Annotated in this window: 19 protein-coding genes; 8 read left to right on the forward strand and 11 right to left on the reverse strand. The window is 72.4% G+C overall.

What is annotated here, in order from left to right; translation table 11 throughout:
- Positions 1-39: 39 nt before the first annotated feature.
- Complete coding sequence (locus AC29IT_RS08005) at positions 40-4629, reverse strand: ATP-dependent helicase (protein ID WP_358432878.1); 4590 nt, start codon at positions 4627-4629, stop codon at positions 40-42.
- A 303-nt stretch (positions 4630-4932) separates the two neighbouring features.
- Entirely contained in the window at positions 4933-5058 is a 126-nt protein-coding gene (locus AC29IT_RS08010) for a hypothetical protein (RefSeq protein ID WP_488218586.1), read from the reverse strand.
- A 42-nt stretch (positions 5059-5100) separates the two neighbouring features.
- Between AC29IT_RS08010 and AC29IT_RS08015 the strand changes: the two genes are divergently transcribed.
- The 4 genes from AC29IT_RS08015 (at position 5101) to AC29IT_RS08030 (ending at position 8243) form a co-directional block, all read left to right on the forward strand.
- Positions 5101-5295 carry a DUF3046 domain-containing protein gene (locus AC29IT_RS08015; RefSeq protein ID WP_358432880.1) on the forward strand — a complete coding sequence of 65 codons (195 nt, stop codon included), beginning with the start codon at positions 5101-5103 and terminating at the stop codon, positions 5293-5295.
- A 237-nt stretch (positions 5296-5532) separates the two neighbouring features.
- Entirely contained in the window at positions 5533-6579 is a 1047-nt protein-coding gene (gene recA, locus AC29IT_RS08020; protein WP_358432882.1) for a recombinase RecA, read from the forward strand.
- Between the two features lie 131 nt (positions 6580-6710).
- Positions 6711-7430: a regulatory protein RecX gene (locus AC29IT_RS08025; protein WP_488218293.1), complete on the forward strand. Its 720-nt coding sequence runs from the start codon at positions 6711-6713 to the stop codon at positions 7428-7430.
- A gap of 129 nt (positions 7431-7559) precedes the next feature.
- Positions 7560-8243, forward strand: coding sequence for an HAD family hydrolase (locus AC29IT_RS08030; protein WP_488218294.1), 684 nt, complete (start codon positions 7560-7562; stop codon positions 8241-8243).
- Between the two features lie 125 nt (positions 8244-8368).
- On the opposite strand, the gene AC29IT_RS08035 is transcribed toward AC29IT_RS08030, so the two are convergent.
- The 4 genes from AC29IT_RS08035 to edd all read right to left on the reverse strand — a co-directional run bounded on the left by AC29IT_RS08035 (position 8369) and on the right by edd (position 13286).
- Positions 8369-9112 carry a hypothetical protein gene (locus AC29IT_RS08035; protein WP_488218295.1) on the reverse strand — a complete coding sequence of 248 codons (744 nt, stop codon included), beginning with the start codon at positions 9110-9112 and terminating at the stop codon, positions 8369-8371.
- Between the two features lie 26 nt (positions 9113-9138).
- The gene (locus AC29IT_RS08040; RefSeq protein WP_358432888.1) at positions 9139-10539 is read right to left on the reverse strand and encodes a polysaccharide deacetylase family protein; all 1401 of its coding nucleotides are present in this window, start codon (positions 10537-10539) and stop codon (positions 9139-9141) included.
- A 181-nt stretch (positions 10540-10720) separates the two neighbouring features.
- A complete protein-coding gene (eda, locus tag AC29IT_RS08045) occupies positions 10721-11344 on the reverse strand; it encodes a bifunctional 4-hydroxy-2-oxoglutarate aldolase/2-dehydro-3-deoxy-phosphogluconate aldolase (protein WP_358432890.1) in 624 nt (207 codons plus the stop codon).
- Positions 11345-11426: 82 nt separating this feature from the next.
- Positions 11427-13286, reverse strand: a complete 1860-nt coding sequence (edd, locus tag AC29IT_RS08050; RefSeq protein ID WP_488218296.1) for a phosphogluconate dehydratase — start codon at positions 13284-13286, stop codon at positions 11427-11429.
- A gap of 354 nt (positions 13287-13640) precedes the next feature.
- Here edd and AC29IT_RS08055 point away from each other — a divergent pair, with 354 nt between their 5' ends.
- A complete protein-coding gene (locus AC29IT_RS08055) occupies positions 13641-14273 on the forward strand; it encodes a transporter substrate-binding domain-containing protein (protein ID WP_488218297.1) in 633 nt (210 codons plus the stop codon).
- A gap of 22 nt (positions 14274-14295) precedes the next feature.
- Here AC29IT_RS08055 and AC29IT_RS08060 read toward each other — a convergent pair whose 3' ends face one another.
- From AC29IT_RS08060 to AC29IT_RS08075, 4 genes are all read right to left on the reverse strand, one after another.
- Entirely contained in the window at positions 14296-15162 is an 867-nt protein-coding gene (locus AC29IT_RS08060) for an amino acid ABC transporter permease (protein ID WP_358432896.1), read from the reverse strand.
- The gene (locus AC29IT_RS08065) at positions 15159-15809 is read right to left on the reverse strand and encodes an amino acid ABC transporter permease (protein WP_358432898.1); all 651 of its coding nucleotides are present in this window, start codon (positions 15807-15809) and stop codon (positions 15159-15161) included. The genes AC29IT_RS08060 and AC29IT_RS08065 overlap by 4 nt, the downstream gene beginning before the upstream one ends.
- Before the next feature lie 73 nt (positions 15810-15882).
- Entirely contained in the window at positions 15883-16776 is an 894-nt protein-coding gene (locus AC29IT_RS08070) for a glutamate ABC transporter substrate-binding protein (protein WP_358432900.1), read from the reverse strand.
- Positions 16777-16847: 71 nt separating this feature from the next.
- Entirely contained in the window at positions 16848-17576 is a 729-nt protein-coding gene (locus AC29IT_RS08075; RefSeq protein ID WP_358433068.1) for an amino acid ABC transporter ATP-binding protein, read from the reverse strand.
- A 693-nt stretch (positions 17577-18269) separates the two neighbouring features.
- Between AC29IT_RS08075 and miaB the strand changes: the two genes are divergently transcribed.
- Together miaB and AC29IT_RS08085 are read left to right on the forward strand one after the other, a co-directional pair.
- The gene (miaB, locus tag AC29IT_RS08080) at positions 18270-19760 is read left to right on the forward strand and encodes a tRNA (N6-isopentenyl adenosine(37)-C2)-methylthiotransferase MiaB (RefSeq protein WP_358432902.1); all 1491 of its coding nucleotides are present in this window, start codon (positions 18270-18272) and stop codon (positions 19758-19760) included.
- Positions 19761-19948: 188 nt separating this feature from the next.
- Positions 19949-20437 (forward strand): Rv2732c family membrane protein, encoded by a 489-nt coding sequence (locus tag AC29IT_RS08085; RefSeq protein WP_358432904.1) that lies wholly within the window; start codon positions 19949-19951, stop codon positions 20435-20437.
- Between the two features lie 248 nt (positions 20438-20685).
- Here the strand turns inward: AC29IT_RS08085 and AC29IT_RS08090 are convergent, their stop codons facing one another.
- Positions 20686-22014, reverse strand: coding sequence for a DUF349 domain-containing protein (locus AC29IT_RS08090; protein WP_488218298.1), 1329 nt, complete (start codon positions 22012-22014; stop codon positions 20686-20688).
- Between the two features lie 278 nt (positions 22015-22292).
- On the opposite strand from AC29IT_RS08090, the gene AC29IT_RS08095 reads away from it, so the two are divergent.
- A complete protein-coding gene (locus AC29IT_RS08095; RefSeq protein WP_488218299.1) occupies positions 22293-23003 on the forward strand; it encodes a class III extradiol ring-cleavage dioxygenase family protein in 711 nt (236 codons plus the stop codon).
- The last annotated feature ends 7 nt before the right edge of the window (positions 23004-23010 follow it).

Here is a 23010-nt window from a genome sequence, read left to right on the forward strand (position 1 = left end):
TCCTGATCGGACGACGACCCGGACGGCCCGGCGGGTTGGTCACGCGCGGAGGCGGAGGCCCTTCGGAGTGGGGCGGAACCCCGCCTCGGTGAGCACCTCCGCCAGCCGCGACCCCCACGCGTCCTCGCCGTCGGCGCGCTGCACCACCAGCTGCTCCAGCCAGCCGTCCCGCACCGCCCGCGCGAGCCCGGCCGCCCCGGCGCGCAGCGCCTCCTCGTCCGCGGTGAACGACAGCAGCGACTTCCCGCCGCGCTCCACGTACAGCACGGCCGATCCGGCTACCAGCACCACCAGCGAACCCGCCTTGCGGCCGGGGCGGTGCCGGGTGCCGCCGACCGCGTCCGGCCACGGCAGCGCCGCGCCGTACGGCTGCGCCGGGTCCGCGGCCGCCAGCACCAGCGCGTCCCCCGCCGCGGACTCCCGGTCGTCCGGGCCGGACAGCGCGCGCACCCGGTCGATCGCCCCGGGGACCGCGAACTGCGCCGCGCCCAGACCTTCCACCACGTAGCCGCGGCGGCACCGGCCGGACTCCTCCATCGCGCGCAACACCTTGTACACCGCGGAAAAACCACCGGCGACCCGCTCGGCCTCCAACGCGCCGCGGGTCAGCACGCCGTGGCGCTCCAGGAAGGACTCGGCCCGCGCGTGCGCCCGGCGCGTCGGCTCCGGCGCCGGGGTCGGTGCCAGCGACCAGCGCCCGGACACCGCGGGCGGGCCGCTGCGGCTCGGCATCGCGGGCCGCCCGGCGCGCAACCGCGCGTACCGGCCGCGCGGTGCGCCACGGCGCGGTTTGTGCGCCGCCCCCTTGCCGGACACGAGCGCCCGCAGCGGCGCCAGCGTGTCGTTGGTGACCCGGCCGGACCACACCAGGTCCCACAGCGCCGCGATCACCGCGTCGTCGGCCGGCACCTGCTCGCCGCGCTCCACCAGCACCGCGCCCGCCCGGTCCGCCAACGCCCGGAAGAACTGCGCTCCACCGTCCAAAGTGGACAAGAGGGCGTCGTGCAGCGGGCTCTCCGCCGCGGCCTCCGGCAGGTCGGGCAGCAGCAGGTCCGCCACGTCCGCCGGGGCGAGCGCGATCCAGCCGTCCCCACCGGCCAGCGCCCCCGACCCGACCCAGGACACCTCACCGGTCGAGGTCAGCTCGTCGAGCAGCGCGGGCGAGTACCCGGGCAGCCGGGCGGGCAGCACCAGGGACTCCAGCGCGCTCGCCGGGATCGGCGCCCCCGCCAGCTGCTCCACCACCGCGTACACGTCGTCCACCGTCGGCGCCGTCCGCAACCGGGCGCCCACGCCGTGCCACGCGGGCAGGAACCGGCCCAGCGCCGCCGGTTCGACCGGTTCCACCTCGGCGCGCAGCCGGGCCAGCGAACCGCGCCGCAACCGGCGCAGCACCTCGGCGTCGCAGTACTCCAGCGCACCGCCGCCCCCGGCCTCCAGCGGCCGCAGCTCGCCGCGCACCAACCGGCCCGATCCGGCCAGCCGGTCCAGCACGTCGTGCACCACGGCCACCCCCAGGCCGAACCGGCGGGCCGCCGCCTCGGCGGGGAACGGGCCGCGGCAGCGGGCGAACCGGATCAGCAGCTCGCCCAGCGGATCGGCGACCGGCTCGGTGAACGCCTCCGGCACCCCCACCGGGAGCGCCACGCCCAGCGCGTCCCGCACCTTGCCCGCGTCCTCGATCGCGATCCACCGGGCCTCCCCGGCGATGCGCACCTCCAGCGCGCGCCGCTGCGCCCGCAGTTCCGCCAGCCACTCCGGCCGGACGCCGCGCTCCTCCGCCTCCGCGGTGGACAGGTCGCCGAGGAACCGCAGCAGGTCCGCCGCGGACTCGGCGTCCTTCGCGCGCCGCTCCGGATCGAGGCGCTGCAGCTGCCGCTCGACCTCGGCGACCACCTCCGGATCCAGCAGCTCGCGCAACGCCTCCGAACCGAGCAGCTCCGCCAGCAGCGTCGGGTCCAGGCTTAACGCCGCCGACCGCCGCTCCGCCAGCGGCGCGTCCGTCTCGTACAGGAACATGCCGATGTAGCCGAACAGCAGGCTGCGCGCGAACGGCGACGGCGACGGCGTCTCCACCTCCACCACCCGCACCCGGCGGGACGCGACCTGCGACATCAGCTCGACCAGGCCGGGGACGTCGTAGACGTCCTGCACGCACTCGCGCAGCGCCTCCAGCACGATCGGGAACTGCTCGTACTGCGCGGCCACGGCCAGCAGTTGCGCGGACCGCTGGCGCTGCTGCCACAGCGGGGAGCGCTTCCCCGGATCGCGCCGCGGCAGCAGCAGCGCCCGCGCCGCGCACTCCCGGAACCGGGCGGCGAACAGCGCCGAACCACCCACCTCGTCCGTGACGATCCGCTGCACCTCGTCCGGGGACAGCAGCACGTCCTCGGCGCTGGGCAGCACGTCCGCGCCCCCCTCGTCCAGCGCGTCGGCGAGCCGCACCACGATGCCGTCGTCCGAGGACGCCACCTGCGGATCGATGCCGCGCCGCTCCCGCAGCCGGGCACCGATCGCCAGCCCCCACGGTCCGTTGACCTGCGCGCCGAACGGCGAGTGCACCACCATCCGCCAGTCGCCGAGCTCGTCGCGGAACCGCTCCACCACGATCGTGCGGTCGTCCGGGACGTGCCGCGTCGCGGCCCGCTGCTCGGCCAGGTACGCCAGCAGGTTGTCCCGCGCCCACTCGTCCAGTCCGGCCCGCGACATCCGCTCGATCGCGTCCTCCCGGTCCGCGGCCACCAGCTCCCGCACGAACGCGCCCAGCGCACGGCCCAGCTCCAGCGGGCGGCCCGGCGAATCGCCCTTCCAGAACGGCATCCGCGCCGCCCGGCCGGGAGCGGGCACCACGATCACCCGGTCGTGGGTGATGTCCTGGACCTGCCAGGACGAGGTGCCCAGCAGGAACGTGTCGCCCACCCGCGATTCGTAGACCATCTCCTCGTCCAGCTCGCCGACCCGCACCCCGCCGCGACCGGCCTCCTCGTCGCCCGGCGTCGTCACCGTGAACAGGCCGCGGTCCGGGATGGTGCCGCCCGAGGTCACCGCGAGCCGCTGCGCGCCCGGCCTGGCCCGCAGCTCGTCCTGCACCCGGTCCCACACGACGCGCGCCCGCAGTTCGCCGAACTCCTCGCTCGGGTAGCGGCCCGCCAGCATGTCCAGCACCGCGTACAGCGCTGAGTCCGGCAGTCCCGCGAACGGCGCCGCCCGCCGCACCACCCGCGCCAGCGACTCCAGCGGCCACGGCTCCACCGCCACCATCGCCACCACCTGCTGGGCCAGCACGTCCAGCGGATTGCGGGGGAACGACAACGACTCGATGAGCCCGGCCGCCATCCGCTCCGCCACCACCGCGCAGCTCACCAGGTCACCGCGGAACTTCGGGAACACCACCCCGCGCGACACCGCGCCCACCTGGTGCCCGGCGCGCCCGACGCGCTGCATCCCGGACGCCACGCTCGGCGGCGCCTCCACCTGGACCACCAGGTCCACCGCGCCCATGTCGATGCCCAGCTCCAGCGAGGACGTCGCTACCACGCACGGCAACCGGCCGGACTTGAGCTCCTCCTCCACGGCGGAGCGCTGCTCCTTCGACATGGAGCCGTGGTGCGCCCGCGCCACCACCACCGCCGCGCCCGTGGTGATCCCGGAACCGCCGACGGCCTCCGCGGGGAACCGGTCCGGCTCGGCGTCCTCCCCGGCGCGTTCGGAGGCGAGCTCGTTGATGCCCGCGGTGAGCCGTTCGGCGAGCCGCCGCGAATTCGCGAACACGATCGTCGAGCGGTGCTGACCGACCAGGTCCAGCACGCGTTCCTGCACCGACGGCCAGATGGAGGTGCGCGGCTGCTCGCCCGCGGCCGGGCCGTCCACTTCGCCGGTCTGCTGCCCGAGCTCGGCGAGGTCCGGGACCGGCACCTCCACGGTCACCTCGACCTGCTTGGGGTGCTCGGGCTGCACGGTCCGCACCGGACGGCCCCCGCAGAGGAAGGTGCCGACCTCCGAGACCGGCCGCACCGTCGCCGACAGCCCGATGCGCTGCGCGGGCGCGGGCAGCAGTTCGTCCAGCCGTTCCAGCGACAGCGCCAGGTGTGCGCCGCGCTTGGTGCCCGCCACCGCGTGCACCTCGTCCACGATCACCGTCTCCACTCCGCGCAGCGATTCCCGCGCGGCCGAGGTGAGCAGCAGGAACAGCGACTCGGGCGTGGTCACCAGCACATCGGGGGGAGTGCGGTTGAACGAGCGCCGCTCGGCGGCCGGGGTGTCGCCGGTGCGCATGCCCACCCGGATCTCCGGCGGTGCGGTGCCGCGGCGCTGCGCGGCCTGCCGGATGCCGGCCAGCGGGGCTCGGAGGTTGCGCTCCACGTCCACCGCCAGCGCCTTCAGCGGTGACACGTACAGCACGCGGCAGCGCCGCTTCGGGTCCTCCGGCGGTGGTTCGGCGGCCAAGCCGTCCAGCGCGGACAGGAACGCGGCCAACGTCTTGCCGGAGCCGGTGGGCGCCACGACCAGCGCGTGCTCCCCGGCGCCGATCGCCCGCCACGCCCCGTCCTGCGCCTGCGTCGGCGCGTCGAAGGCGCCCCGGAACCAGTCGCGGGTGGCAGGGGAGAAGCGATCCAGCACGTCGTCCACCCCTCCATGCTGAACCAGCGCACCGACACCGGCCCCGGCCACCGACCGCGCCGACCAGCGGAACGCCGTTCGCCGGGCGCAGAGCTCACCCGGCGGAGAGCGTCGTCGTCCTGTCAGCGGCGAAGCCGCTGAGCAGCGACCACCCGAGCAACCGGCACCGCCGCGGGTTCTCAGCTGGTCCCTCGCGAGGACAGCGTTTTCGCATGTGGCGGAGCCACCTGCGAAAACGATCCCGCAGCGAGGGGCCAGCTGAGGTTCCGCCACTCGACCGCTGATCAAGACGAGCCGGACCCCGGGAAAGAGTCAGCGGCGGCGGTTGTGCCAGAGCCAGCGGAGGGTGACGACTATCGCGGCCAGCAACATCGCCGCGATCACCAGCTGTCCCAGCGGGCTGGAGAGCCCGGTCGGGTCCGCTTGCATCGGCAGCACACCTCGACGGTACCCGGCCGGGCCCTCGGTAGGCTGGTCGCGATGCGACACACCGATTTCCGCGAACGCATGGCCGACGAGTTCGGCAGGCTGCGCGCCGAGATGCTCGCCGAGGACCACGTGATGTCGGAGCTCGGTGGCCGCACGGCGGACCAGGCCTTGGAGGCCGGTTTCTCGCCGAAGCAGGTGTGGCTGGCGCTGTGCGACGTCTTCGAGGTGCCGGCCGCGCGCCGCTGATCCGCTGCTCCGGCGGCCGTTCTTCACACGCAAGGGTGACGCGGTTGGCGTGTCGGCTCGATGATCGAACATCCGTTCGCCTATGATCGGATGCGCGGACCGGACCTCGGGATTCCACCGGCCCCGTCGCTCGGAGCACGGGCGACCGGGTGGCCAGGGCATCCACCGGAGTGTCGGTCCCACCCCGTAGCGTCGTGCGCACACGACGAAGTCCGACTTGACCGAGGTGGACCCCCGATGGCAGCGACACCGGACAAGGGCAAGGCGCTCGAACTGGCCCTCGCCCAGATCGACAAGCAGTACGGCAAGGGATCGGTGATGCGTCTCGGCGACGAGACGCGGGCGCCGGTCGAGGTCATCCCGACCGGGTCCATCGCGCTGGACGTGGCGCTGGGCATCGGTGGCCTGCCACGGGGACGCATCGTGGAGATCTACGGCCCGGAGAGCAGCGGTAAGACCTCGGTCGCGCTGCACGCGGTGGCCAACGCGCAGAAGCTCGGCGGCACCGCCGCGTTCATCGACGCCGAGCACGCGCTGGACCCCGAGTACGCCAAGTCGATCGGGGTGGACACCGACGCGCTGCTGGTGTCCCAGCCCGACACGGGTGAGCAGGCGCTGGAGATCGCGGACATGCTGATCCGCTCCGGTGCGCTGGACTGCATCGTGGTCGACTCGGTGGCCGCGCTGGTGCCGCGCGCCGAGATCGAGGGCGAGATGGGCGACAGCCACGTCGGCCTGCAAGCCCGGCTGATGAGCCAGGCGCTGCGGAAGCTGACCGCGGCCCTCTACAACGCCAAGACCACCGCGATCTTCATCAACCAGCTCCGCGAGAAGGTCGGCGTCATGTTCGGCAGCCCGGAGACGACCACCGGTGGCAAGGCGCTGAAGTTCTACTCCTCGGTGCGGCTGGACGTGCGGCGGATCGAGACGCTCAAGGACGGCTCGGACGCGGTCGGCAACCGCACCCGGGTCAAGGTGGTGAAGAACAAGACCGCGCCGCCGTTCAAGCAGGCCGAGTTCGACATCATCTACGGCATCGGGATCAGCCGCGAGGGCTCGCTGATCGACATGGGCGTGGAGCAGAGCATCATCCGCAAGTCCGGTGCCTGGTACACGTACGAGGGCGATCAGCTGGGCCAGGGCAAGGAGAACGCCCGCAAGTTCATGCGGGAGAACCCGGACGTGGCCAACGAGATCGAGAAGCGGATCAAGGAGAAGCTCGGCATCGGGGCCAAGCTCGATGACGAGCAGCAGGCCGCGGAGCCGGCTCCCGTCGAGTTCTGAGCCTGCTCGTGCCGGAAGACGACGACTACGCCCGATCATCCGGGGACGCCGAGTCCTCCCGGACCGGTTCCCGCGGTCAGCGGGCCGGTTCGGCGGCTCGACGGCGCAGCGGCGGTTCCGGTGGGCGAGGCGTGTGGCGCAGCACGGACCACGCGCCCCGTTCGCCGGACGGCGCCGCGGAACCGGAGTCCGCGGCGGGTGCGCCGGGCGACGACTCCGCCCGCTCCGAGTTCGTGTCGGCGGACGGTTCCGCCGCGCGCACCGGGAAGCGCCGTCGCCGCAGCGAGCTGACCGCCGACGAGCCCGAGCCCGCACCGAGCGATCAGCGGAGCGGGCGGCGCCGGGAGGAGCGGCCGCCCGGCGTGCCGCAGTCCCCGGAGGCCACGGCCCGCGACGTCGTGTACCGACTGCTGGCGGTGCGCGCCCGCAGCCGATCCGAACTGCGGAACGCCTTGCTGCGCAAGGAGATCGACGAGGACGTCGCGGACGCGGTGCTGCAGAAGTTCGTCGACGCGGGCCTGGTCGACGACGCCGAGTTCGCCGAGGCCTGGGTGCACGAGCGGCAGCGCAACCAGGGCTTGGGCCGCAAGGCACTGGGCTACGAACTGCGGCGCAAGGGCGTCGACGAGCACCTCGTCGCCGAAGCCCTCTCCGCGGTGGACCCGGACGCCGAGGAGGAGCGGGCGCGGGAACTGGTGCGCCGCAAGCTCCGCTCGGCCCGGGTGGACGACCCGGAGAAGCTGCTGCGCCGGCTGGTCGGGATGCTTGCGCGGAAGGGCTATCCCGAAGGCCTCGCCTTCCGGGTGGCCAAGGACGAGCTCGGCCGAGCGGACGAGCCGGACCTGCCCTGAGCGCGGGAACGGCGCGGTCCGGCACGTCGGACGGGGTGACGTAGCACGCGCCCGGCGGGCGGAACCGGAGATCTCCGGTCTTCGCTAGGCTGCCCGCTCGGACGTCCGGAGTCGAGGAACAGGGGTGACATGCGGGTCGGTGGTGGCGCGGACACGGCGGCACGGCACATCGTGTGGGACTGGAACGGCACGTTGCTCGACGACAACGACGCCGTGGTCGCGGCGGTGAACGCGGTCTGCGCGGAGTTCGGCAGAGATCCGATCGACCTCGAACACTGGCGATCGGTGTTCAGCCGCCCGCTGCAGCAGTGCTACGAGCGGTTGCTGGAGCGCCCGCTGACCGAGGCGGACTGGAACAAGCTCGACGTGCTGTACCACCAGCACTACCGGGAACTGCTGCACACGGCGCGGCTCGCCCCGGGCGTGCCGGACGAGCTGCGCACCTGGGCCGCGGCCGGCCGGACCCAGTCGTTGCTGTCGATGTGGTTCCACGACGAGCTGGTCCCGCTGATCGCGCAGCTGGAGCTGGCGCCGTTGTTCGAGCGGGTCGACGGGCTGCGCACCGACGTCGGCGGCGGCGCCAAGGCCGAACACCTCGAACGCCACCTCGCGGCGCAGCGGCTGCGCCCGGCGGACGTGGTGCTCATCGGGGACGTCCTCGACGACGCGCGCGCCGCCGAGCAGATCGGCACCGGCTGCGTGCTGGTGACGACGGGCGTGATGAGCCGGTCCGCCCTGGAATCGGCGGGCGTGCCGGTCGTCGACTCCATCCCGGACGCCCTCGAACTGATCACCGAGGACCTCGCGGCCTGACGGGGCAGACGGCCGGACGGGCCAGACGGGCAGACGGGTCTGACCGACTCGACCAACCTGACCGAACCGGCCGGACCGGTCGACCCGCCCGAGCTGAAGCCGACCGAACTGAAGCCGACCGCCCGTCACCAGGTCGTCGGCGGCGAGGTCGTGACGATTCGCCGCCACGGCCCGTCGGGCACGTCGGACTCCTCCACGAAGCGCCAGTTCACCCGGTCCTGCGCGCCGTTGAGCCGGGTGAACCCGAGGCAGCCGTTCAACGCGGGCGAGACGTCCAGGCCCGCCCCGTTGAACCGGGTGTTCACCGGCCGCGCGTCGTCGTGCCCGAACACGTAGCGGGCGTCGTGGTATTCGGCCGGCCCCGCGTCCTGCACCTGCCCGAAGCAGACCGCACCGCCCCTGGTGAGCTGCACCCAGCGGTTCTTCAAGTAGCTGAACCCGCGATCGTGCTCGCGTCCCGCGTAGCCGGGGTCGCGGCTCCACGGCACCACGTCGGCGCGCTGCGCGAAGGCGACCGGATCGTTGAGGTCGTCGAACGGCAGGTCCAGGTAGAACGGGTTCTCCCGCGGGGCCATCCGGGTCGGGAAGTACCCGTTGCGCGCCGTGCGCGGTTCCGTCTCGCACCGCCCGCCGACCAGCACCCCGTCGCAACCGCCGTAGTGCTCCTGCCACGCCGAGTCGTAGGTGGAGATCACCTGGCTGCCGTCCGAGGCGTCCGGGTCGAGCACTTCGCCGACCCAGAACGTGGTCGCCACGATGCCGGTGTGCCAGGGGTAGGTGCGGCCGGGCACCGGTTCACCGCCCGCGCAGGACGCGGTGAGCAGGGCCGCGGCCAGCGCCGCCACCGCGCGCATCCCCGGCGGCGGCATCCGCGTTCACCTCGTTCTCCGGTCGGTCACGGGCACAGCCACCGCCGCGGCTGCCACCAGGGCAGTTCGCGGCAGGAGCTCTCGTTGGTGGCCTTCGCGTCCACTCGCACCCGGTAGTCGTCGGTGGTGACCGAACCCGGTGAGAACAGGGCGAGCCCGTAGCTGAGCCCGGTGGCCTCCTCCGGGATCGGCGGGGTCGTCCAGTAGGCCTTCGACCACTGCGCGGCGGGCGCGTACGTAGGACCCGCCACCCAGTAGCGCCACTGCCCGGCCCGGTCCCGGTAGTACACGGCGAGCTGGGTGGGAGCGGTCGATTTGTACCAGGTGCTGAGCGTGTAGTTGTGCCCGGTGTGCGCGGGCAGCGCGTACTCGCCGAGGTCGAGCGTCGTCATCAGCTTCGCGTCGCCGTCGGTGAACCGGGTCATGTCCAGCCGTTGCGCCCAGTTCCCCCCGTGCGCGTCGCGGGTCCTCGTCCACACCGGCGTGTTCGTCCCCCACCCGCCGGTCTCCCAGCCGATCGGGACGCCGTCCGGCCCGGCGTCTTCGAGGGAGGCGTTCACCGGGCGGGCCCGGTCCTGCGGCGGTGGTGCCCGGTGCACGGGTGCGGTCCGGCCGCCCACGACCTCGTGCACGGTGCGCACCGGAGTCCCGCGGTCGTGCAGCCAGCCGGCGAATTCGTCGAGGACCCGCGGGTTGAGGCCGAGCGGGCCGCACATCTCGCAGGTCTGGTGCAGCACCAGCGGCACCCATCCGCCGCCCGCGTCGTCGGCGCGGGTCACGGCGGCTTTGAGGTCGTCGAGGGTGGTCTCCCGCCGGATCATGCCGGGGGAGCGGATCTCGAAGGGGTCGGCGGGCGGCATGGTCTCGGCGTCGGGGCAGTCGGCGCAGTCCCCGGGCGCGCGCAGGCCGCCCATGGTGCGGGCGCTGTTGTACCCGCAGTCCCGCACGGCTTTCCGCACGGCGTCGTCGGTCTCGTTGAACGGCGTGGTGAACGAGGTGGCCGAGTAGCCCCACTGCTCGAGGTTGGCGCGGTCGTCGCAGATCTGCCTGCGCATCTCGTCGGGGCTGACCGAGGTGAGATCGGGGTGGGTGACGGTGTGCCCACCGATCTCGTGCCCGGCGTCGGCGATGCGCCGCAGCTCGTCGTGGCCGAGGTAGCCGGGGCTGCCGATGGCGCCGGAGATGATGTAGAAGGTGCCGTGCATGCCGTGCCGCTGCAGGACTTCGGCACCGGAGGTCTGCGAGACGCTGCCGTCGTCGAAGGTGAAGCTGACGACGGTCCCGCCGCGCGGGGTGCGGTCCGGTTCGGCGCCGGCGGGGACGCCCGCGGCGACGCCGAGCAGCGCGGTGAGCAGCAGGGCGCCGAGCGCTCGCCGGGGCCGTTGCGGCGGCTCCGGCGAGCGGTGTCGGATGGCGCGCAGGTGCATTCGGTGACCGTCCCAGCGTCGAGGTGCCTCGACGCTACGAGTCGCCGCGGGGGATCGGATCGCCTGCGGAGGGGACGACACCTACCGCGTCCGCGGGAGGACGCGCGCGGGGATCAGCCCAGTACCGGGACCATTCCAGTACCGGGACCAACCCAGTACCGGGACCAACCCAACGCCGAGATCAGCCCAACGCCGCGGCCTGCCGGGCCAGCGCTTCGACCTGTCCCCACTGCCCGGCGGCGAGCAGTTGCTTCGGCGCGAGCCACGATCCGCCGACGCAGCCCACGTTGGGCAGCGCCAGGTACCGGCCGGCGTTGTCGACGCTGATGCCGCCGGTGGGGCAGAACCGCAGCTGCGGCAGCGGCCCGGCGAGGGACTTCAGGTACGGCACTCCGCCGCTGGGTTCGGCGGGGAAGAACTTCATCGCGGTGACCCCGCGCTCGGCGAGCCGCATCGCTTCGGAGATGGTGCTGATCCCGGCGAGGTAGGGCAGTCCGGCGGCGTCGACGTCGTCGAGCAGCCGGTCGGTGGCGCCGGGCGTGACGATGTACCGGGCGCCGGCTTCGCGCACCTTGTCGGCTTGGCCGACCTCGGTGATGGTGCCCGCACCGACGACGATCTCGGGGACTTCCGCGGCGAGCCGTTCGATGGCGGGCAGACCGGCGGGGGTGCGGAGGGTGACTTCGATGGTGCGGATGCCGCCGCGCAGCAGCGCCTGGCCCAGCGGGACCGCGTGGGCGACGTCGTCGAGGGCGACGACGGGGACGACGGGGCTGAGTTCGAGCACTTCGGAGGCAGTGTTCATGGTGGTGTTCACCTGTTCTCGGTAAGCGCCGGTGCGGGCGGTCGGCTGTCCTGCGCCGCCCCGGGCGCCTCGGGCGGGTGGATCAGACGGGCAGGTCGCTGGGCGCGTCGGTGCGCTGCTGCGGTGCGAACACGCTAGCGCCCTGGTCGGCGCGGCCGACGGCGTGGCGGAACGCGGTGAACAGTTCGCGGCCGGTGCCGTGCTGGGTGGTGGCGGCGCCGGGGGCGGGTTCGCGGGCGGCGAAGTCCTCGTCGCCGACGAGCACTTCGAGGGTGCCGTTCTCGGCGTCCAGCCGGACCATGTCGCCGTCGCGCACCCGCGCGAGCGGTCCGCCCGCGGTGGCTTCGGGGGTGAGCTGGATGGCGGCGGGGATCTTGCCGGAGGCCCCGGACATCCGCCCGTCGGTGACCAGCGCGACCTGGTGCCCGCGGTCCATCAGCACGCCGAGCGCGGGGGTGAGCCCGTGCAGCTCGGGCATGCCGTTGGCCTGCGGACCCTGGTTGCGGATGACGACCACGACGTCCTGGTCGAGCTCGCCTGCGCGGAACAGTTCGGTGAACCGGTGCTGGTCGTCGAAGACGCGCGCGGGCGCGGTGACGACGCGGTGCTCGGGCTTGACCGCGGAGACCTTGATGACCGAGCCGCCGAGGTTGCCGCGCAGCACCCGCAGGCCGCCGTCGGGCGCGAACGGGTCGTCGACGCCGCGCAGCACGTCCGGGTCGAGGCTGTCGGCGGGAGCGTCGCGCCACACCAGCTCGCCGTCTTCGAGGAACGGCTGCTGCCGGTACCGGTCGAGGCCGTATCCGGCGACGGTGTGCACGTCGGGGTGCAGGAATCCGGCGTCGAGCAGCTGGCCGACGAGCGTCTGCACGCCTCCGGCGGCGGCGAAGTGGTTGATGTCGGCGGAGCCGTTCGGGTAGACCCGCGACAGCGAGGGCACGACGGCGGAGAGCTCGGCGAAGTCGTCCCAGGTGAGTTCGATGCCCGCGGCCGCGGCGATGGCGGGCAGGTGCAGCGTGTGGTTGGTGGATCCGCCGGTGGCGAGCAGGGCGACGACGCCGTTGACGAGCGCGCGTTCGTCGAGCAGTCGGCCGATCGGGGTGCGTTCCTCGCCGCGGGCGAGCTGCACGACGCGCCGTGAGGCCTCGTCGGTGAGGGCGCGCCGCAGCGGGGTGCCGGGGGCGACGAAGCTGGAGCCGGGCAGGTGCAGCCCCATCACTTCGACGACGAGCTGGTTGGAGTTCGCGGTGCCGTAGAAGGTGCAGGTGCCGGGGGAGTGGTAGGAGGCCGATTCGGCTTCGAGGAGGTCTTCGCGGGTCGCCTTGCCCTCGGCGAACAGCTGCCGGATGCGGCTCTTCTCGCCGTTGGGCAGCCCGGAGGGCATCGGCCCGGCGGGCACCAGGATCGTCGGCAGGTGCCCGAAGGCGAGGGCGCCGATGAGCAGCCCGGGCACGATCTTGTCGCACACGCCGAGCAGCAGCGCCCCGTCGAACATCTCGTGGGAGAGCGCGACGCCGGTGGCCATGGCGATCACGTCGCGGGAGAACAGCGAGAGCTCCATGCCCGCGCGGCCTTGGGTGATGCCGTCGCACATGGCGGGGACGCCGCCGGCGAACTGGGCGACGCCGCCCGCGTCGCGCACCGCGTCCTTGATCCACGCGGGGTATTCGTCGTAGGGCTGGTGTGCGGAGAGCATGTCGTTGTACGCCGACACGATCGCCACGCCCGGCTTGGTCTCGCCGCGCACCGCGATCCGGTCGGCGCCGCTACAGCCTGCGAAGCCGTGGGCGAGATTGCTGCAGGGCATCCCGGCGCGGGTCGGTCCGTCGGCGGCGGCGGAGTCGATGCGTTCGAGGTAGTCGCGCCGGGTGCGGGCGCTGCGCTGCGCGATGCGTTCGGTGACCCGCTGAACGATGGGATGGATGGCCGCGTGCGTCGCCATTCCTCGCCTCCTGAGCGATCAGTGCTGATGAGCGCTGTGCGGGGCGACGACATTGGCGCCTTCGTGACGGCAGCCACACTAATGGGTGTGACGGGGAAGTCAAAACCGATCCAGAATTCGTTGCGAGTGTGAACGCTACATGTCGACCGGATGACTAGTGGCCGTACGCACCGTTCACTGTGCTGTTGAGCTGCTGCGATCCGAGCACCGCCGGGCGCCCGCGGGACCGGCGGGAACGGTCCGGTCCCCGACCGCGCCGCGCGAATTCTGGGGTTTTCCCGAGCACCTGGAACGGCGTCCGGTCCGGTCGGGGAAACGCCCGCCGTGATCCGCTCGACTGGCAGGATGGTGCGCATGCGCACGGGAGTGGTGGCAGTGGTGCTCGCTGGCGGAATGGCCCTGGCCGGATGTTCGGCGGGTGGCGGCGAACCGGAGCAGCAGCCACCACCGAGCGCGCCGGCGCCGGTGTCCTCGCCGTCCACTGCTCCGCAGCCCGCCGCGGCCCCGCCACCTCCGGTCGAGCTGGGCGGCTCGTCGACCTTGGAAGAGGTGCGCAGGCGCGGCTCGCTGCTGGTGGGGCTGCGCGCCGAGGAACCCCGGTTCGCGACCCGCGACGGCGGCCACTACCGCGGTTTCGACGTGGAGGTGACGGAGTTCGTCGTGCGGGAGCTGGGCCTGGACCCGCGCATCCAGATCTCGTACCGGATGCTGCCGCCGACGTTGCGCGACGGTTCGCTGGCGCGCGGCGAAGTGGACCTGCTGGTCGGCGGTGCCGAGCCGGGGGACTCGGGGGTGGACGCGGTCGGCCCGTACGCGGTGACCGCGGACGGGACCGAGCACTACCTGGGCATCAAGTCCGGTGATGCGGCGCTGCACGACCGGATCGACGCGGCGCTCGCCACCGCGGTCCGCGACGGTGCGTGGCAACGCGCCTACGACGAGACGCTGGCGACCGAGGGAGTGCAGGCCCGCCCCGCCCCGCGCTGAGGCGGGACGGGGCGGACCCGGATCACTCCGCCGCCTGGGCCTGCGCGGCGCGGGCGGTGGTGCCGCCGCCCTTGCGGCCCTGGCTGAGCCTGCGTTCGGTGTAGACCGCGGCCCGGCTCAGCGCGTAGTTGATCACCACGAACAGCACGCCGACCGCGAGGTACATCTGGATCGGGTTGTTCAGGTTCTGGATGGCGATCTGCCCCAGCCGGACCACGTCGACGTAGGTGATGATGAAGCCCAGCGAGGTGTCCTTCACGACCACCACGAGCTGGCTGATCAGCGCGGGCAGCATCGCCCGGAACGCCTGCGGCAGCAGCACGGTGCGCAGCACCTGCGAACGCCGCATCCCGATCGCGTAGGCGGCTTCGCCCTGGCCGCGCGGCAGCGACTGGATGCCGGCCCGCACGATCTCCGCGATGATCACCGAGTTGTACACGGTGAGGCCGATGACCAGGTACCACATCACCGACATGTCCAGCCCGAACGTGGGCAGCACCCGGCTGGCGAAGAACACCGCGATGACCACCGGCACACCGCGGAGCAGTTCGACGACGCCGACGATGGCCCACCGGTACCAGCGGGCCGCGACGACGCGGGAGACCGCCAGCAGCGTGCCGACCAGCAGCGAGAACACCATCGCCAGCGCGGCGGCCAGCAGCGTGTTGGCCAGCCCGGTGCCCATCAGCGTCCACAGCGGGACGAAGGTGCCGTCGGTCGGGTCGATCAGCGGACCCCACTTCTCGGCGGTCAGCTGGTCGTTGGCGCCGAGGGTGTACAGCACCCAGGCGAGCACCGCGGCCAGCACGACGCACACCACGACGCTGAGCACGACGGCGCGGCGCTTGGCGGCGGGCCCGGGGGCCTCGTAGAGCACGGAGTTCGTCATCGGGCGATCGCCACCTTCCGCTCCAGGGCGCCGAGCAGCAGCCCGGCCGGGATCGTGATCACCAGGTAGCCGAGCACCACGCCGGTGAGCACCGGCAGCGCGGCCTCACCGCGCGCCGAGGTCAGCGTGTCGGCGACGGCGAACAGGTCCCCGCCGACGCCGAACGCGCCCGCGATCGCCGAGTTCTTGATCATCGCGATGAAGACGTTGCCCAGCGGCGGCACCACGGTGCGGATCGCCTGCGGCAACACGATCAGGCGCAGCACCTGGCTGAACCCGAGGCCGATGGCGCGCGCCGCTTCGGCCTGGCCGGGCGGCACGGCGTTGATGCCGCTGCGGATCGCCTCGCACACGAAGGCGGAGGTGTAGAGCGCGAGCCCGATGGTGCCGAACCAGAAGTACGAGCCGTTCAGGCCCAGTTCCGGCAGCCCGAAGGCCATGAAGAACAGCACCACGGTCAGCGGGCAGTTGCGGAACACGGTGACCCACGCGGTCCCGGTGGCCCGCAGCGGCGGTAGCGGCGCGACCCGGAAGGCCGCGATGACGGTCCCCAGGACCAGCGAGATCAGTCCTGCGTACAGGCATATCTGCAGCGTGCGCAGGAGCCCGCTCAGGTAGAGGGGCAGGTTGTCGGTGATGACGTGCACGGTTCTCTCCGGCTCTGCGGACAGGGAGGACCGGTGGGGGCGTCGCTGGACGCCGCCCCGCACCGGGAGGTGATCAACTGCAGGGGTCCAGCTGCGGCAGCGGAGGGGTCTCCGGCGACACCTTGCCCGCGGTGGCCGCCCAGGACTTCGCGTACGTCCCGTCGGCCACGGCCTGGGTGAGGGTGTCGTCGATGAACCGGCAGAACTCCGCGTCGCCCTTCTTGATGCCGACCCCGTAGGGCTCCTTGGTGAACTGCCGGTCGACGAGCTTGAACCGGCCGTTGCCCTGCTGGACCAGGCCCATCAGGATCACGTTGTCGGTGGTGACGGCCTGGACCTGGCCGGTGCGCAGCGCGTCGGCGCACTTGGAGTAGACGTCGAACAGCGTCAGGTTCTCCGGGTCGACGTACTGCTTGATCTGCTCGGCGGGCGTGGAGCCGATGACCGAGCAGACCTTCGCGCCGGTGGGGCGCAGCGAGTCCGGGCCGGTGATCGTGTCGTCGTCCGAGGAGACCATCAGGTCCTGGCCCGCCTCGTAGTACGGGCCGGCGAAGCTGATCCGCTGCTTGCGCTTGTCGTTGACCGTGTAGGTGGCCACGACCATGTCGACCCGGTCCTGCTCGATGATCTCCTCGCGGGTCTTGCTCGGCGCCTCGACCCAGTCGATCTGCTCGGCGGGGATGCCGAGCTTCGCGGCGACGATCTTGCCGATCTCGACGTCGAAGCCCCGCGGGGTGCCGTCGAGACCTTGGAGGCCGAACAGCGGCTGGTCGAACTTGGTGCCGATCCGGACGGTGCCGGACTGCTGCAGCTTCGCCATCGTGGTGCCGGGCTCGAAGTGCGCGTTCGGGTCGACGGGCACGACGGTGCCGGTTTCGAGGCGGTTCTCGCTGTTGCCCCCGCAGGCGGTCAGCGCCAGCGCCATCGACGCCGCCAGCACGCCCCAGCGCACGCTGCGCGCTTTCATCTCGGATGCCCCTCTCTGGAGGTGTACGGCTCCTGCGTCCCCGCGCGGGCGCGGGGACGACGCGAGGGAGGTCAGTGGGTGAGGATCTTGCTGAGGAAGTCCTGGGCGCGGGCGCTCTCCGGCTCGTCGAAGAACCGGTTCGGCGTCGAGTCCTCGACGATGCGTCCGTCGGCCATGAACAGCACCCGGTGCGCGGCGCGCCGGGCGAAACCCATCTCGTGCGTGACGACCAGCATCGTCATGCCCTCGGCGGCGAGCCCGGCCATCACGTCGAGCACCTCGTTGACCATTTCGGGGTCGAGCGCCGAGGTCGGCTCGTCGAACAGCATGACCTTGGGCTTCATCGCCAGGGCGCGGGCGATCGCCGCCCGCTGCTGCTGCCCGCCGGAGAGCTGGGCGGGGTACTTCTCCGCCTGGTTGGCGATGCCCACCCGCTCCAGCAGGGCGAGCGCCTCCCGTTCGGCGGTGGCCTTGTCGGCCTTGCGCACCTTGATCGGCCCGAGCAGCACGTTCTCGAGGATCGTCTTGTGCGCGAACAGGTTGAACTGCTGGAACACCATGCCCACGTCGGCGCGGAGCTCGGCGAGCGCCCGGCCTTCGGCGGGCAGCGGCTTCCCGTCGATCTCGATGGTGCCCGAGTCGATGGGCTCCAAGCGGTTGATCGCGCGGCACAGCGTGGATTTGCCCGAGCCGGACGGCCCGAGCACCACCACGACCTGGCCGGGCGGCACGGTGAGGTCCACGTCCTGCAGCACGTGCAGGGAACCGAAGTGCTTGTCCACCGAGGACATGCGGATCATCGGCGAATCCGGGGAACCGGCGGTCATGCACACTCCTAGCCCGAGAATGTCCGGATCTGATGGCGAAAATTTAAGCTGCCCGTCCCGATTAGTCCATATGGTGCGGGTCAACGCAGGTTGCAACTCGGTTACGCGGGTGGGTCCCGGGTCCGGCGAGGGTTTTCCCGAATTTCAGCGAACGCGGCCATCCGGCTCTCAACTGCACGGACGACCACCGGAAGGAGTGGCCCCACGGCGGGTTCCCGGTACTCCGGCCGCCTCCCGGAGGGCAGCCGAGTCGTCACCTTCCGTGCTCGATGCTGCCTCCGCTCGTCCGGATGGACCGTTCGGGTGTGACCCGCCGTAACCCCTTCGGGTTCGTGGATCCGCACCCCCGCGTACCTCCTCCGCGTTCTCGCGGCGAGTTCCCGCGCATCCCGCGACAACCGGCGAATGCCCACTATGAATGAGTCGCACCCGTCCCCGACGCGGTTTCGCTCGATTCACCGCGACTACTCGAAAAGAATCACCGAATGCCGCTCATCCGGATTCCCGGGAACGGTCCGGACGGGCGCACCCGGTCCGCCGAACGCCGCAGCGGGCCGCGTTTCCCGTCCCGGCGTCCCAGCCCGGTGGCGACGATCTCCGGCCAGGTCGCCGCCCTCGTCCGCAGGCGCTGGCCGACCAGTCCTGAGCAGCCGATATGGTGGCGGGGTGAGCACGACGAGCACTTCCCGGACCTACGAGATCCGCACCTACGGGTGTCAGATGAACGTGCACGACTCCGAGCGGCTGTCCGGAATGCTGGAAGACGCCGGGTACGTGCGCGCCGCGAAGGACCACGATCCCGACGTGGTCGTGTTCAACACCTGCGCGGTCCGGGAGAACGCCGACAACCGGCTCTACGGCAACCTCGGCCACCTGCGGCCCGCCAAGCAGGAACGCCCCGGGATGCAGATCGCCGTCGGCGGCTGCCTCGCGCAGAAGGACCGCAGCGAGATCGTCCGCCGCGCCCCCTGGGTCGACGTCGTGTTCGGCACCCACAACCTCGGCTCGCTGCCGACGCTGCTGGAACGCGCCCGGCACAACGAGGAGGCCGAGGTCGAGATCCTCGAATCCCTCGAGACCTTCCCGTCCACGCTGCCCGCGCGCCGCGAATCCGCCTACTCCGGCTGGGTGTCCGTCTCCGTCGGGTGCAACAACACCTGCACGTTCTGCATCGTGCCCGCGCTGCGCGGCAAGGAGAAGGACCGCAGGCCCGGCGACGTGCTCGCCGAAGTGCAGGCCCTCGCGGACGAAGGCGTCCTCGAAGTGACCCTGCTCGGGCAGAACGTCAACGCCTACGGCGCCGAATTCGGCGACCGCTACGCCTTCGGCAAGCTGCTGCGCTCCTGCGGGGACATCGACGGGCTCGAACGCGTCCGCTTCACCTCGCCGCACCCGCGCGACTTCACCGACGACGTCATCGAAGCCATGGCCGAGACCCCCAACGTCTGCCACCAGCTGCACATGCCGCTGCAATCCGGCTCCGACCGGGTGCTCAAAGCGATGCGTCGCTCCTACCGCTCCGAGCGCTACCTCGGCATCCTGAACAAGGTCCGCGCGGCGATGCCCGACGCCGCCATCACCACCGACATCATCGTCGGCTTCCCCGGTGAGACCGAAGAGGACTTCGAAGCCACCCTCGACGTCGTCCGCCGCGCCCGCTTCACCTCGGCGTTCACCTTCCAGTACTCCAAGCGCCCCGGCACGCCCGCCGCCGAACTCCCCGGCCAGCTGCCCAAGGACGTCGTGCAGCAGCGCTACGAACGGCTCATCGCGCTGCAGAACGAGATGTCCTGGGAGCTCAACAAGGAACTCGTCGGCCGCGGCGTCGAACTCCTCGTCGCCGAAGGCGAAGGCCGCAAGGACACCGCGACCCGCAGGCTCTCCGGCCGCGCCCGCGACGGGCGGCTCGTGCACTTCCACCCCGGTGGTGCCATCGACCGCGAGATCCGGCCCGGCGACATCGTGCACACCGCCATCACCCAGGCCTCCCCGCACCACCTGGTCGCCGACGGCGAGATCACCGCGCACCGGCGCACCCGCGCGGGCGACCACTGGGAAGAAGGCCGCAAGCCCAAGACCTCCGGGGTCGTCCTCGGACTGCCCGGTTTCGGCGCCCCCGCGGCGCAGCCCGCCGCCGAACAAGGATGCGGCTGTTGAGCGATCAGCCTCGTCCCGAACCGGACGACACCCCCGGCCCCGAGACGACCGACGGCCCTGGGACGACCGGCGGGCCTGGGACCACCGGCGGGCCTGGGACCACCGGCGGGCCTGGGACCACCGGCGGGCCTGGGGGAAGCGGCCCCGGCGGCACCGGACCGGGTGAGGACTCGCGAGAAGGGACCGACGTGCAACGCGCCGAACCGACCGACCAGGCGAACACCCCCGAGCAGGCGGACCGGCAGGAACGGGCCCGGTCCGAACGCGAACTGCTGCGCCGCATCGACCCCGGCAGCACCGCCGTGGTCATCGCCGGCGTCATCCTGGTGCTGGTCGCCAGCTCGCTGCTGCCGTGGATCGGCGACGCCACCGGCCTCCAGATCCTTCTCGGCCACGCCGACCCCGCGCTGCAGGTCGGGCTGCTGCCCCGGCTCTTCTCGATCAACGCCACCATCGTCGGCGTGCTCATCGGCTCGCTCGCGCTCGTCACCCGCCGCTGGGCCGTCGCCTGGGTCGCGGGAATGGCCGCGATCATCGTGTCCTTCGAAGGCATGATCGCCATCTGGTCCCGGCAGACCACCCCCGCGGGCGGGCCCTCCTGGGGGCTTGTCCTGGCGGCGTTGTGCATGGTCGTACTAGCGGTCCAATGGCTCCGCGTGGTCTTGACCAGGCCTTGATGTCCGGCCCTGCTCGCTCTGCTTCGTGGTGAGGTGGCCGAACCTCAGCGCTTTCCTCGCTGCGGGATCGTTTTCACCGGTGGCTCCGCCACAGGCGAAAACGCCGTCCTCGCGAGGACAGCGCTGAGAACCCGCGGCGGGGCCGGTTGCGTGCGTGGTCGCTGTTCAGCGGCTTCGCCGCTGACAGGATGAGAAGGCGCTTCGTGGGGGTTGGTGTGGCCCGCCCTGGGAGCAGGGCGGGCTTCGGGTCAGCGGTCGGCCATGGCCTGTTCGGCTGCGGCGAGCCAGACCCGCCACTGGTCGGCCTGCTCGTCGGCCTTCTTGGCCCGCTTCGCGTCGCCCGCCGCGCGCGCCTTCTCCGCCTGCGCCTCGAACTGCTCGACGCGCTCCCGGAACTGGTCGACGCGGGCCTGCGCCTCCGGGTCGGTGCGCCGCCACTGCGTGTCGGAAGCCGACCGGACCCGGTCCACGACCGTGCGCAGCCTGCCCTCCAGCTCCCGCATCCGCTCGCGCGGCACCTTCCCGGCCTCGTCCCAGCGCTGCTGGATGCGCTGCAACTGGGCCTGCGCGGCGTGCAGGTCCGCGCCCGGATCGATCGCCTCCGCCTCGACCAGCAGTGCTTCCTTGTGCTTCGCGTTCTCGGCGAACTCGGCATCGCGCTCGGAGAACGCCGCCGACCGGCGGGCGAAGAACGCGTCCTGCGCGCCCCGGAACCGCTGCCAGAGCGCGTCATCGCTGTCCTTCGGAGCCCGGCCGCTCTCCTTCCACTCGGCCATGAGCTCCTTGTAGCGCGCCGCCGTCGCCCCCCAATCGGTGGACTCGGTGAGCGCTTCGGCGGCCTCCACCAGCTCCTGCTTGCGGGCCTTCGCCGCGGCCCGCTGCCGGTCCAGGTCGGCGAAGTGCGAGCCGCGCCTGCGGTTGAACGCGTCGCGGGCCTTCGAGAACCGGCGCCACAGCTGCTCGTCGGTCTTGCGGTCCACGCCGCGCACCGACTTCCACTCCTCGAGGATCGCGCGCAACCGGTCCCCGGCGGACTTCCAGTGCGTGGCCTCCGCGGCGATCTGCTCGGCCTCGGCGGCGAGCGCCTCCTTGCGGGCCACCGCATCCGTGCGGGCCTGCTCCTTGTGCGCCTTCGCCTCCTCGACGGCCAGCTCGGCGTGCTGCACGAGGTGCTCCGCCAGCGCGCCCAGCGCCGCCAGGTCACCGACGACGGCGGCATCGGCCAACCCGTCGCGCAGGTGCTTGGCGCTGGTCAGCGACTGCTTCGCGTCCCCGGACCGGCTGTTGAGCCGGTTCTCCAGCAGTTCCGCCTCGGTGCGCAGGTCGTCGAACTTCCGCGCGAAGTGCGCCAGGCCCTCGGCGGGCTCACCGGCCTGCCACGAACCCACCTCGCGCTCGCCGTCGGCCGTCCGCACCCACACGGTGCCGGCCTCGTCGACCCGGCCCCACTGCTCCGGGTGCGCCGAAGCGGCCGGGACCGAGGGCGCCGTCGAGGTGGACCCGGTCCCAGCGGCGGCCGCGGCCGCATCGGGCGTGGCGCCCGCAGTGCTGTCGGGGGTCGTGTCCTGGTGCGTCATGACCGGAATCCTCCTCGGGTACCCGCTTCGGTGCCCGTGCCGGGCACGGGCGCCCCGCACGTGCGGGGCCGGTGCGCGGCGATCCGGACTCGGGCGTCGAGTCCGATCTCCGCTGGCGCATTCAAACAGGTCGGCACCCGAGCCGGAATTCCGGCGGTCCTCCGCGCGGTTCGCCCGGCCGAGCGCACCGGCCGCGGGCGGGCGCCTCGAACGCCCGCGTCCACCGATCGGATGCCTGCTCCGCTCACCGCTGACCGTGACCTCTACCGTGCACGGGTGTGATCACCCGCATCGCCGTGGTGCCGTACCCACCGCTGCTCGTCCCCGAACTGACCGTGCGGTCCGCTCCGGTGATCGAGCCGGTGCGACGCGCATGCCTGCGCGCCACCACCATTTTGACCGAATCCGCAACCGAATGGGTGGCGGTCGGGGTAGATCGTTCCGGTCCTCTCGAACTCGCGCCGGGCACGACGGGCACCTTCGCCGGGTACGGCGTCGACGTCCCCGTCTCGCTGCACGAACACCAGCGCACGACCCCGGACCCGGAGCTGCCGCTGCCCGCGCTCATCGCCGGGCTGCTGCGCGCCCGAGCGGGCGCCGCGTCGGTGCGGATGCGGCTGCTCGCCCCTGACACGCCCGCCGAGCAGGCCGCTGAACTGGGTGAACGGCTGGACCGGGTCGGGCCGGAGACGGCGCTGCTGGTGCTCGCCGAAGGCGGCAGCCACCGCGACGAACGCTCCCCGCACCCGCCGGACCCGCGCGCCGAAGTCCTCGACGAGGTGCTGCGCCACGCGCTGCGCGACGTGGACCGCGCCGCGCTGCTCGGCCTCGACCCCCGGGAGTGCGCCGAGCTGGGCGTGCACAGCCGCGCCGCCTGGCAGGTCGCCGCCGGAGCCGCCTCGCGCGGGACCTGGCGGGCCGAACCGCTGTACTCCGACACCCCGCTGGGCATCACCTACCACGCGGGCGTCTGGACCCGGACCGGCTGACCGACCT

The sequence above is a fragment of the Saccharopolyspora sp. MMCC62 genome (assembly GCF_057736575.1).